This window comes from Aliiglaciecola sp. M165 (assembly GCF_007197995.1).
GTDB lineage: Bacteria > Pseudomonadota > Gammaproteobacteria > Enterobacterales > Alteromonadaceae > Aliiglaciecola.
Genome location: NZ_VKKH01000004.1, coordinates 401,851 through 414,112, shown reverse-complemented (window position 1 = coordinate 414,112; position 12,262 = coordinate 401,851). Strand labels below are relative to the sequence as shown.

Genomic DNA, 12,262 nt, shown 5'->3' with positions numbered 1-12,262 from the left:
GCGGTACGCGCGCCAAAACGCGCGACCGATTGGTATCACTTCACATTATAGTCCTAAAACTTCTTTACCTTGTTTAAAGGTAATATCAACAGGTATATTTGCATCTGCTAAAGCCTGAAGATCTGCTGCTAAGACTTCTTTGATCACCCCTTTGTCAGCGACTAGCTCAGCGACGCCATCGTAGTCCCCATCTCCCTGTAATGTGAGAATTAGTTCTGAGAGAGCAGAAATTGCGCTACCCATTTTGGCTATATCTACTTTGTACAATCCTTGCTCATCGCGACTGAAAGCCCCTTGCTCTTTAAAAAAGTTAAAGCGGATCATATTCGCTTTTCCGTGAGCGCTGGAAGCACCAAATCTGACTGAGCGAAAAATACCTGCCATAAACGTCACGTAGTAGTCTTCTAATTGTCCCTCGGTGATAACGCCTTTATCAAGTAACTGCTCGACCATGTATACACCAAGAATATCAGCTTTACCTTCTTCTAGGGCTGAGGCGTGTTCTTTTAATGCACCTCGTACCGTTGAAGACCCGTCCAAAGTGTTCTTAATCCCCAAGCCGTGAGCTACTTCATGGAACATAGTGTTGGCAAAAAATGCGTTGAAGGTGATGTGTTTACGCTGTTCAGGAACGATTAATTGTTGTGAAATAGGAACAAGAATATGATCAAACTTGGCTCGCATTGCGTTTTTCAATTGCAATCGACGAGTCCCTTTTTCCAATTGAACTTGTTCATCATTAGGAAGGTTAATGGCGATGGTTTTGCTGGCTGCATTGGAATGGCCAGCATAGTAGATCACGTCATAGGCATTTAGATCAGCATTACTGCCGGGCATTTCAGCTTTATATTGCTCTGGCACTGGAAGACCCCGTTGCAATTCAGGCAAATAATCAGCGTATTTCGCTAATCGCTCACTCCAGCTCATATCTTTTAGTAAAACATAGGATTCAAACGCTGCACGATAGCCGAATAACTGGTCCTCGTATGTTTCAATTGGTCCTATTACCACCTCAATTGGATTGTCTTTCATGTCCATCCAGGCAAAGTCAGATGCCTGAAATTCATCAGTTAACAGTGCTTTGGCGCGCATACGCAAGTAGTTAGCGAAGGCTTGGTTATCAGCTAACTCAGCTGCTTGGGTCAATAACGCAGAAGCAGCAGCAAGTTCTTCAGCAAAGTACTCCGAATAAGGCACCTCTATAAGCTTTCCATCAATGTCGCGGGAAATCATTGAGTAGAGGTTATCTTTTTGCGCTAAATCGCTTTTTAGCAATTCTTCTTTGCTCATGTCCGCTGGGTAGAACTCTGCACCAGGGTTTTTCTCAACTGTGTTGGTTAAAAAGGGTTTATCACCATTCAATCGATCCCACGGGCCATAGTTAATTTCAGCAAAAGCTCTAACCTTGGGATCAGAAATCATGGCAAGAAAATCATCCTTGTTTTCACCATAAGCCTGCACCCAAAACAAATCATCCATAATCTTTGACGCGTCAATTAACAGTGCAAGCATGTCTCTTTGATTTTGTGTGTAAGTTGATAAATCAGCGGTTAATTCGACAGGGAAATAAATATCGAGTCGAGAAGCTGCGTCATTCAGAAGCGTATAGCCTTGTTGTGCAGGTGCTTCTTCCTGCTCAGATTGTTGAACAGTTGGTTCAGAGGGTGAGCAAGCCGTTAAAAATAGTGCTGCCAGTACTGTCGAAATGAGTTTTTTCCGCATCTTTTATTGTCCTAAATTGTTTTTTTTATTAAATGCATAAATAATTGAATTGCAAATTTAAATCGCTTTGCGTAGCGTATAGGCGCTGAATATTTGGTTTGTGTATTTGTTGTGGAGCCTTCGATGTCAACAACGGGTCTCAAACCATTAAAAAGCGGCCATTCAAGTCTTCATGCCTAACAATACAACAAAATGAAAGATTTTGAATCTGCAAAACAGTGCTTGAGTCGCTATATGCTAAATGGTGAAATGCCGACGCACAAATAATAGGAAGAAATATGTCCACTGAGAATGCCTTATTGACCATATTGGTTGAGAAAATAAAAAATGATACGCTCGTGTTGCCCACACTCCCTGCGATAGCCTTGAAGGTGCGACGTGCCGCGGATGATCCCGACATTAACCTCAATGCGATGGGAGAAATTATTTCTCAGGATCCATCTTTAAGTGCCCGAATCATTAAAATTTCTAACAGTGCATATCTTGGCCGAACGATCAAAGTCACTTCTGTTCAACAAGCGGTTACGCGCATTGGCCTTAGCCAGATTAAAAACATCTCAACCGCATTAGCAATGGAACAATTGTTTGTCTCCAAAAACGAATTGGTGAAAGGCTACATCAGTAAAATTTGGGGGTACACAATTGACACCCTTTCTTATGCGGTTGCAGCGTTACAGCTTTATAGTAAAACGAAACAGCGCCATGTGAGCATGGACAGTATGACTTTGGCGGCACTCGTTCACAACATTGGGGTTTTGCCCATTCTGACAGAGGCTGAGCGTCACGAAGAAGTTTTTGCTAATCCGACATTTTTGAATGCGGCAATTCTTAAATTATCTGGCCGTATTGGCGCAAAAATAATGCGTCAATGGGATTTTGACGAACAATTTGTGATTGTGGCGGAAAAATGGCGAGATATGGCGTATCAACCTGAAGAAGTTGCGTTTATCGATTTTGTTAGATTTGGTGCCGCAATGGCCGGTATTTTTGACAGCAAAAAAGATCAGGTCATGCAGATTTGCCTCGACAAGGGCATCATTGAGAATCTAGAAGTGCTTGATAGTGAAGACTTTATGGAAGCAAGAGAAAGTGCTAAAGCTGCATTTTCCTAATCACTAAAACTGCCCCTTTGGTTTGTTTTCAAAAGGGCAGGCAGACGAAATTTAAAACTAACACCACGCTTTTTTGCAGTAGATTCGACTATGCCGTATAGGTCGGCATAGTTCGAATAATACGTTCGGGTGCGACTTAGGGTTTATTCTTCATCAAGTTCAAAGGTTGTTTTTAACCACTGGGCGAAACGCACGATTTCGCCAGACATCAGCGCGAAGTCAGCATCTAATCGGGCGAGTTTATCTTCTTTTGTTATGTCGTCATTTTGTTCTTTGATGACATCGGTGAACTTCAAACGTTTCACTGACATGTCCTCTTCGAGCATTGCAGACAAGGTTTCATTCCATTCAATTGCCAATTTGTGCACAAACTTTCCTGCACTTAAATGCTGCAATATTTCTTCGTCGCTCAGTTCTTGGTTTTTTACTCTGACAACACTGTCTTGTTCGCCTTGCCCACGGAACTCTGCTTCTTCTAAAAGTACCACATCATTGGGTACCGCATCGTCATTCAGCCAACTGGTCAACTCAGCCCGGATGCTATTTCTAGACAAAGGCACTACAGGTAAGGTCGTCATAGCTTTTCTTACCATGGCTAAAAACGCTTCTGCTTTGCCATCAGCGGATGCATCAACCACGACAAGATTATCTTTAGTGGAGATGAAGCCGTGAATATAACTGTTTTTAGTAAAAGCTTGTGGTAGCAAGCGCTGAACAATTTCTTGCTTTAAATCTTGTTGCGCCTTTTTGCCCACTGGAGAACCCGTATCTGCTTCAATTTGCGCAACTTTCTCAGCGAGCTCGGTGTTGACCACAACTGCAGGTAAAATGCGTTCTTGTTTTTTGAGCGTAATCCAAATGCGACCTTGAGCGCTGTGAATCAGACTGTCGCCTGTTTGAAAAGGAGAGGCGAAACCCATCGTTGAAAGTTCCTGACTATTGCAGGGACGAAATGCGAAGCTTTTTAGATTGTCTTCAATGTCAGATTCTTGCCAGTCTAGAGGTTGAGTGATGGCAAACAGCTTTAAATTTTTAAACCACATGAGATCTACTTTCTAATTTGATGATGAAAATATAAGGGCGCGAAGAATAACACGTTTCAGTGCCTAAAAAAGATGGAATGGTATTGATATTCCGCAATAATTGATGTGCTGCTTGCCCGCAACTGTTAAATAAGCTGAATGGATTTGCTACAGTACTTAATGATGGATTGGAAACTGAATATGGTAATGTAAACCATGACCCAGTTGGCTACTGGCCGAAATTTTGCCATTTAGCGCCTGGGTCACCAGATTGTACATAATGTGGGTGCCTAATCCACTGCCGCCTTTGCCGCGTTTTGTTGTGAAAAAGGCATCAAAATGACGTTCAAGGTTTTCTTCTGTAAGACCTTTTCCATCATCACAATATTTGATCACAACGTCGTCATCCTGTTGAGTGATCTTAATATTGATCAATCCATTTTTTTTGTCATCAAAACCATGGATTAACGAGTTCATAATCATGTTGGTGAAGATTTGCGCAATGGCTCCAGGGGCAATTTTGACGACTAAATCATCTGGGCAGTCGACTTCGATTTTATGCTCGGTTTTTTTAAAGCTAGGTGCCAAGGATTGGATAACTTCTTGAATGTAGAGTTTTAAATCGACGTCTCGTTCGGCTTCACTTGTTTGGTCTACAGCGACTTGTTTAAAACTCGATATTAACTCTGATGCTCGATTCAAATTGCCTAGCAGTAGATTAGTGGTTTGCTGCGCTTCAGATAAAAAAGAGCTCATTGTTTTGCCCGTTAAGGTTTTGTCATCATAGGCGGTTTGTAGCGTTTTAATCCTTTCTTGCAAGAAGCTGGCGGCGGTAACACCCACACCCAGCGGTGTGTTGACATCATGAGCGATGCCAGCAACTAGACCTCCTAAAGATGCCATTCGTTCAGACTCAACTAATTGGTCTTTGGCCAATTTTACCGTTTCCATCGACTCGGCAAGTTCACGATTACGTTTACGCAGCTCATCTTCAATATACTGCCGGTTCTCGTTTTCTTGTCGAAGTTCTCTCTGGTTAACAATCAACTCGTCTTTTTGTTGCTCAAGATCCAGCATGATTTTACTCAGCGAAGCGGTTTTTTTGGCCACTTCCTGTTCCAGCAAAATATTTTGATCGTCTAGTTTTCGGTTCGCTTCGGTGAGCTCGTTCTTTGCACTTCTGAGTTTTTGTTTGTAGTCGATCAAATCATCAATAAGTTCGTTATAGGAGACTTGCAACAATTTCAGTTCATTATCGTCGTCAATATGCAAGTGCAACTTGGAAGATTCAGGCCTGTCGACATCAAATTCACTGATTTGTTGTGTCAATTCTTCCAGTGGGTCGGTAAGCATTTGTCGAAATGCGTTGAGGAATAAAAACACCAAAAACGCCGTTTTGATAATTGCGTTACCAATTAAGAAAAAGACACCAACTTCTATACGTCCAAATATAATTCCAGCGCTTGAATAAAGTGTGACGTCGCCCACTCGTGAAGTACGCCCCGAAAACTCAAAAATAAGTGGGAATGAATAGCCAAAGGTACCACCTTCATGGTCCCGCATGATACCCGCGGTGATAACGTCTGGGGGTTGGTCGGAAGTACGCCCTTTGTCGGCAATGTAAACACCGTTTTCGTCACGGATTTGCACGCCTTCGATAATGGGCAACTCCATCAAACCTTCGGCTATAGAAACCGCTTGAGGATTGTTAAGTTCCCAAATTGCGCGGGTTAGACTGACACTGAAGGTGTTTTTAAGTGTTTGCAGCTCACTTTGGATGTGGTTTTTAGCATTGAGGTATTCGGTTAATATCTGACCCACAGTCACAATCAGCGTCAAAATGAAGTACACAGACAGAACTCTGGTAAGTAACTTCTTTGACAATCCTGTTTTGACTTTAGCCATTCATATACCTGCAGGCTTAACGTTATGAATATACTCCGAAAAATAAGGATATGCGTTATCACCTCAATTAACAAGGTAATGCTTTAAATTGCATCCTAAAAATTTGCGCAAAGATAAACACACTCTGGTAAATAGTAACATTGTTGCGGTGAGAGTATGAGGGTACCGTTAAAGTATTAAATTTTGTGATAACGTTAATAAAACTGTCATATTTGAACCGAATAATGGTGAGCTTTGACTATGAGCGGGAATAAATTAATGCCAAAAAGAATTTTACTGGTTGAAGACGAAGCACCAATCCGCGAAATGCTTGAATTCGTTTTAGAACAGTTAGGCTATGAAACAATACAAGCTGAAGATTATCACGTCGCACTGAAAATGCTCAAAGAACCCTATCCAGATTTAATATTACTTGATTGGATGTTACCTGGTGGTAGCGGTGTGCAGTTAGCAAAAAAGCTAAAAGAGCATGAGTTTACCCGAGATATTCCAATTATTATGCTTACCGCGCGAGGCGAAGAAGAAGATAAAGTGCGTGGTTTAGAATCAGGCGCGGACGATTACATTACAAAACCTTTTTCTCCCAAGGAGTTAGGGGCCAGAATCAAAGCGGTAATGCGTCGAGTCACGCCAACCTCTGCGGAAGAGCCCATCTCATATCAAGGGCTAACGCTGGACCCTGTTTCCCATCGAGTTTCGGTCAATAGCGAGCCATTGAATATGGGACCAACTGAATTCAAGCTGCTACATTTTTTCATGACCCATGTTGAACGTGTATACAGCCGTGAGCAACTACTTGACAACGTTTGGGGTACCAATGTTTACGTCGAAGACAGAACGGTTGATGTTCATATCAGGCGGCTTCGTAAAGCTATTTCGCAATTTGGCCATGATGAAATGATCCAAACTGTTCGCGGTGCGGGCTATCGTTTTTCTGTGAAAGTTTAAAGTTTAAAGTTAATAAAAGATCGACTACACTCCGAAACGCCTACTTTCAGGTACAAATGAGCTGGTCCAATGTATTACTCTTTTTCGTGGTTAAAAAGCCTGTCGCGAATTGCAGCCTTCTATCTTGTAGTGGTTATTTTTGGGCTTGCTTTTGATGCGTTAGCGATAGCATTGGCCGTCGGCTCTTCGTGGCTGCTGGGTTATCACTCCTGGCACCTTTACAGGTTCAATCGTTGGATATGGCATAGCAAAAAAATCACTCCCCCCAGCGCGTCGGGCTTTTGGGAACATATCTATGAAGGTGTGTATTACATTCAACGTCGAAATCGGCGCAAACGTAAAGAACTTACTTACATTATCAAGCGTTATCGAGAAGGCTCCGAAGCGATTCCTGATGCCACAGTGGTCTTAGATTCTAATGCGTGCATTCAATGGTGCAACCGTTTGGCTCGGATTGAGCTGGGGTTGCGCTGGCCGCAGGATTCTGGGCGCAGAATTGATAACCTGATCCGCCATCCTAAATTCGTTGAATACTTTTATAACAACAATTACGATATTCCGGTTGAAGTACCGTCGCCTTCCAATATCGAAAAAATACTTGAATACCGAATTATGCCATACGGGGATCAGCATTTGCTGCTGATAGCCCGTGACGTCACTCGGTTGATGCAACTAGAACAAATGCGCAAAGACTTTGTTGCAAACGTATCACATGAATTGCGTACGCCTCTAACGGTACTCAATGGTTATCTTGAAACCTTACCCAATGCTGAAAACGTGCCGCCTGCTTTTTTGAAGAAGGCTTTCACCGAAATGCGCTCCCAATCAGAGCGAATGCAAAATTTAGTGGAAGAGCTTTTACTGCTGTCGCGCATTGAAGCGAGCTCTGAAAAAGTCTTTGCAAAAGTAGTTAACGTACCACTCATGATGTCAGCGATTCAGCTTGAAGCGAACTCTTTAAATAAAGATAAGCAACATGAATTGCTGTTTGACGTAGATCAGCATCTCTCCGTCTACGGCATTGAGACAGAGTTACGCAGCGCGTTCTCTAATTTGATTTTTAATGCCATTCATTACACGCCGATGCCAGGTAAAATCCGGGTGACTTGGCAATTGATTGATGACAAGGCGCATTTCAGTGTTCAAGACAATGGGGAAGGTATCGCCGAACAACACTTAAACAGACTGACCGAGCGTTTTTATCGGGTAGACAAAGCGCGTTCGAGAAAGACTGGGGGCTCTGGTTTAGGGCTGTCTATCGTTAAACATGTATTGACCCATCATAACTCAGCTTTAGACGTAAAAAGCGAGGTGGGAAAAGGCAGTGTTTTTTCTTTCGAGTTTTCCAGCGAAGTCACTGTTTCCCTCAAACAGCCTAATGTTAAGCGTTATTCGTAATAATCTATTCGGCTTGTAAAAACTCATATAAATAAGTAATTTCATTATTTGGTGGTTAACAAGCCACCCCGTTATCCGTTAACATAAATAACCTCGCCCCAGAATGTAAAATTACAATGCTGAACGGTGTTGTCTAGCAATGATTTGGGCTAACGAATATAAGTTAAAATTGTTATGTCATGGTAGTTAAAAGGAGATTTTAATGGCGGTATTGCCACAGAATTGGAGCAAATGGGTATTAGACAGTCTTCTGCAAGGCTCCGACCCAATGGAAATTCTAAAAATCTTGCTACAAAATGGATTCACTTTTGAGGCAGCAAAAATAGCGTTGGGCAAGAACTTACCTGATGACATTCAATGCAACCAAGATGCAGCCTTTTATCAACGGGTGTCGCAGCCAAAATTATTGAGCAAGCTAGATCAATACGATGCAATTGTCATTGATGACAACCGTGTGCAAATGATAAGAATCGATCACTTTCTAGACCAAACTGAATGTGACGCGTTGATTGCTTTGACCAAGTCGAAATTACGACCTTCGGAAATTCCTGCACGAGAAGAAAAAATATACGAGGGTTTCCGCACCTCGTCAACCTGTGACTTACCTTTTACAAAAGATCCTCTGGCGTCTCAAATCGATAAAAAAATTGTTGACGCCTTGGGTTTGGGGGTTGGTGAAAAAGAAGTGATTCAAGCACAGCATTATGCAGTGGGTCAGCAGTTTAAAGCGCATTACGATTACTTTGCCCCGGGTTCAAATGATTATAAAACCTATTCCAAAGATGGCGGACAGCGTACTTGGACATTCATGATTTATTTGGACGAGGATTGTGAAGGGGGCGAAACAGAGTTTGTTGAGCTGGGTATTAAATTCAAACCGAAAATGGGAACCGCCCTAGTATGGAATAACTTAAATGTTGACGGAACACCTAACCCTTTCACAAAGCACCATGCGCATCCGATAATAAAGGGTGAAAAAGTGGTGATCACAAAATGGTTCAGGGAGTCTACGTATCAGCCACTGAAGGAATTAGCCGGGGCGAACTAAAAAAAGCCCCACATCAAATAACCTGAACTCGGGATAAGCGAATCCACCCAGCAGCGTTCTAAAGTACGATTTCTGCGTTACACAAGCTCGAAATAACCCGTTATTCCTTCACTTGTGTGCCTTGAACTCGAACTTTAGACCACTACCGGGTCATATGTTTTAGTCTTTTCATTAAAATCAATAAGTTGCAGATTCTCTTATCCCGAGTTCAGGTTAAATAAATCGCCGTTAGGCATCATTCAACTTGAAATTCAATTGAACGCGCATGTTTTTGGCCACCTCAGGTTTTCCATCAACGATCTTTGGAGCATAACGCCATTTTTGCAATGCGCGTCTGGCTTGCTTAGCAAAACCGTAACTCCCTTCTTTGGATATCACTTTGATATTCTTTACAAAGCCAAATGTATCGATATCGAAACTCAAGACCACATTGCCCTGTTTATTTTTGCGGGCTTCTTCCATTGGATACATGGGCTCTAAACGGTACAGTGGCGTTGGCTCAATATCACTTTGCCAGGGTGTCAAATGTCCGATTGCCACGCAGTGTTCTGTCGCCCTGTCAGACTCCCCTAAGCGCTCATACAAATCAACTAGGGCTGCTCTGGAAGCCAATTCTAGTGGGTGTGACGTCTCCATTTCGTGCCCAAATGTGTTGACGATTTTTTCATAATACTCGGCCGCCTCAGTGCGTTTGCGTTGAGCTTGTTTGAAACGAGCAATTCGAAATTGTACTTCGACGGTTTTAGCATCCTCATTGCCCAGCGTTTGCACTAATAAATTTTCAGCTTTTTCTGACATCTCTAGCGCAACATCAAAAAACCACGATGAAAGTGGTCTTTCATACAGAATTTTGCTGAACAAATATAACCGCTGACCTTGCTGAACATCAGACAGAACTTGCGTTTTGTCGAGTGTTTCTTCTAGTGTTTCAACCAATAAGGTGTATTGCTTGGGGGCTTTTTGGTAGCCTTTGTGCATCAAGTATTTTGCGCTGGATAGCTGATCCAATAACGCGTTGAATCGTTCAATGGAAACTTCACCTTTAGTTTCACTATATTGATTGGCGACATCTGCCAAGGTGTCAAACCCTTCATCTAGCTGGCGGTTTTGCAAATAGGCTAATCCCAGGTTGTATTGCAAATTAATGGCATTTTCACTGTTTTGACCAAATTTCTGTTGGCCAAGTGAAAGTGCAACTAGTGCATGTTCGACTGCCGCAGTATGGTCTTGATTTTCAATGGCTTGGTTGTATTGTGAAAAGGCTTCAGAAAATGTAGTTTCAGCGAAAGCTTGATTGAAGGTAAAAGCGAATGCAATTCCAAATATTATTGTTCGGCGCATTTTTCATCCCTGTTAAAAATTTATCCTAGCGGGAATATATAGGAGACCGACTTGCCAATTCAAGCCTTAAAAATAAAAAAGACTGCACACAAGCAGTCTTTTCAATCATTTTTTGTTTTCCAAAATCATACAGCAAAGGTAAACACGCTCTAAGAGATTGTCCCGTTCACTATAGGCTCAAACGCCGTAAGGCTATCCATTAATGTCGAGTTACCCAAGCCATTGGAAGGGAACAATGCCGAGAAATTACCTTGCTCACCGTGCAGCGCCATGTAATTTAATATTACTGTTTCGACCAGCAAGTTCACGTTGTTAGCGGCAGGTGTTGCAGCTGTCTCTACTGACGCATCGCGACGCATGTACCCGATTTGTTGGTGCTGCGCTTGTTGCTCCGGTGTAGCGCCAATTAATTGAGGTGTTCCGTTGGGATTGTAGACCATGAAAAACGAAGCTGCAGTTGACGAGTTATCGCCTGTCCAAACACCTTTACCGCGACCATCAACTGAGTCATCAATGGTTCCGTTACTGGCAACCGAGCCATCACTGCACACATACATCATTATGGGCACGCCAACTCGGGCAGCGTATTCAATACAAGCGCCCATACAGCGGCCTGCGCGCAGATCACGGACTTCGCCTACCATACGGTTCCCCGTGTGATAATCGAATCCACCCATAGTAATTGTTCCTGCACCCGCGAATCCATTGATCACCAGTTTCATCACCGCTGCTGCTTTTCTAAATTCCCCGTCGCTGTCAAATTCCGCTTGAGTGAATATGCCAGTGTCTCCGACGATGTCTGGATCAAGTTCAGGATTAAGCGAGGAGGGGTCACCAAAACGATCGGTGATATCGGCGCTCTTAACATAACCACAACGCACTAGATCTTTGATCACATCATCGGTGGTAATTTGCGTGTTAACCTGACCTAGCTTCATATCACTGATCCGTTGAATGGATTCCATCACTGCAACTGAGTCTTGTTGGCTCAGCAGGCCAACCAAATCGCCGGTGTCAACGAGACCCGTTACATCAGAAGGGCGATCAACTTTTGTTGGCCGTTTGGCTTCATCTATCATCATCGCTGGCGCCATGCTATTGCCGCCTGAGTCAGAATTACGTGAACCAATTAAGGTCAATAGCGAACCATCTGCACCAACTCGGTTGATGCCGTACATAGGATTGTGCGGGTTGTTACCTGTGTCATTTTCCGAGCGGGCTGGGATCACGGCACCATTGATATTGGCACGGTTCGCTGGGTTCACTTTTTCCTGCATGCCACGTAAATAGGCACTATCGGAGTGAAATGCCAATCCAAATTCGGTATTAATAAAATCACTCAAACCGGTCTGGGGATTCATAATCGATGGGATCATATCGCCAGGCAACCCTAACTTGCTGTAGCCAGCGGTACTGAGAAAATCCATTTGACCTCCTCTGCCACCAACTAGCACATTCGAGCCAGAAATATTCGCCCCACCAGCGAGATCAAAACAGATAAATGGAATTTTCCCTGCGCCTTGGGTGGCAATCCCGCAGCTGGCTTTCAATGCTTCCAAGTCACTGGATAAGGCCGCATTTGCATTGCGCGGATTGGCGAACATGCTGAAAACCGAACCTGCCATAACGGTGCCTAGGCCTGCAGTAAACCCTTGAGAAATAAACTCTCTGCGAGTTACCGGCTTGGCATGATCATCATGAAGCAGAGGGGCGTCAGCTGATAAATTGTCAAACTTCGTTTTTTTCATCTTATTAACCTTTCGTCT

General features: G+C 43.1%; 9 protein-coding genes. 4 read left to right on the top strand and 5 right to left on the bottom strand.

Translation table 11 applies throughout. From position 1 onward, the window contains the following. Positions 1 to 45: 45 nt before the first annotated feature. Entirely contained in the window at positions 46 to 1,722 is a 1,677-nt protein-coding gene (locus FM019_RS09170; RefSeq protein WP_143835612.1) for a dipeptidyl-peptidase 3 family protein, read from the bottom strand. A 278-nt stretch (positions 1,723 to 2,000) separates the two neighbouring features. Between FM019_RS09170 and FM019_RS09165 the strand changes: the two genes are divergently transcribed. Continuing rightward, positions 2,001 to 2,834, top strand: coding sequence for an HDOD domain-containing protein (locus FM019_RS09165; protein WP_143835611.1), 834 nt, complete (start codon positions 2,001 to 2,003; stop codon positions 2,832 to 2,834). 143 nt (positions 2,835 to 2,977) lie between these two features. Here the strand turns inward: FM019_RS09165 and rdgC are convergent, their stop codons facing one another. Together rdgC and FM019_RS09155 are read right to left on the bottom strand one after the other, a co-directional pair. Then, positions 2,978 to 3,877, bottom strand: coding sequence for a recombination-associated protein RdgC (gene rdgC, locus FM019_RS09160; RefSeq protein ID WP_143835610.1), 900 nt, complete (start codon positions 3,875 to 3,877; stop codon positions 2,978 to 2,980). Positions 3,878 to 4,033: 156 nt separating this feature from the next. Beyond that, the gene (locus FM019_RS09155) at positions 4,034 to 5,761 is read right to left on the bottom strand and encodes a sensor histidine kinase (protein ID WP_143835609.1); all 1,728 of its coding nucleotides are present in this window, start codon (positions 5,759 to 5,761) and stop codon (positions 4,034 to 4,036) included. A gap of 258 nt (positions 5,762 to 6,019) precedes the next feature. On the opposite strand from FM019_RS09155, the gene phoB reads away from it, so the two are divergent. The 3 genes from phoB to FM019_RS09140 all read left to right on the top strand — a co-directional run bounded on the left by phoB (position 6,020) and on the right by FM019_RS09140 (position 9,155). Beyond that, positions 6,020 to 6,709 (top strand): phosphate regulon transcriptional regulator PhoB, encoded by a 690-nt coding sequence (gene phoB, locus FM019_RS09150; protein ID WP_143835608.1) that lies wholly within the window; start codon positions 6,020 to 6,022, stop codon positions 6,707 to 6,709. 69 nt (positions 6,710 to 6,778) lie between these two features. Beyond that, complete coding sequence (gene phoR / locus FM019_RS09145; RefSeq protein ID WP_143835607.1) at positions 6,779 to 8,107, top strand: phosphate regulon sensor histidine kinase PhoR; 1,329 nt, start codon at positions 6,779 to 6,781, stop codon at positions 8,105 to 8,107. A 202-nt stretch (positions 8,108 to 8,309) separates the two neighbouring features. Then, a complete protein-coding gene (locus FM019_RS09140) occupies positions 8,310 to 9,155 on the top strand; it encodes a 2OG-Fe(II) oxygenase (RefSeq protein WP_143835606.1) in 846 nt (281 codons plus the stop codon). A 228-nt stretch (positions 9,156 to 9,383) separates the two neighbouring features. Here FM019_RS09140 and FM019_RS09135 read toward each other — a convergent pair whose 3' ends face one another. Further along, positions 9,384 to 10,496, bottom strand: a complete 1,113-nt coding sequence (locus FM019_RS09135; protein WP_143835605.1) for an energy transducer TonB — start codon at positions 10,494 to 10,496, stop codon at positions 9,384 to 9,386. A 149-nt stretch (positions 10,497 to 10,645) separates the two neighbouring features. Then, positions 10,646 to 12,244 (bottom strand): general secretion pathway protein GspF, encoded by a 1,599-nt coding sequence (locus tag FM019_RS09130; RefSeq protein ID WP_143835604.1) that lies wholly within the window; start codon positions 12,242 to 12,244, stop codon positions 10,646 to 10,648. Positions 12,245 to 12,262 lie beyond the last annotated feature (18 nt).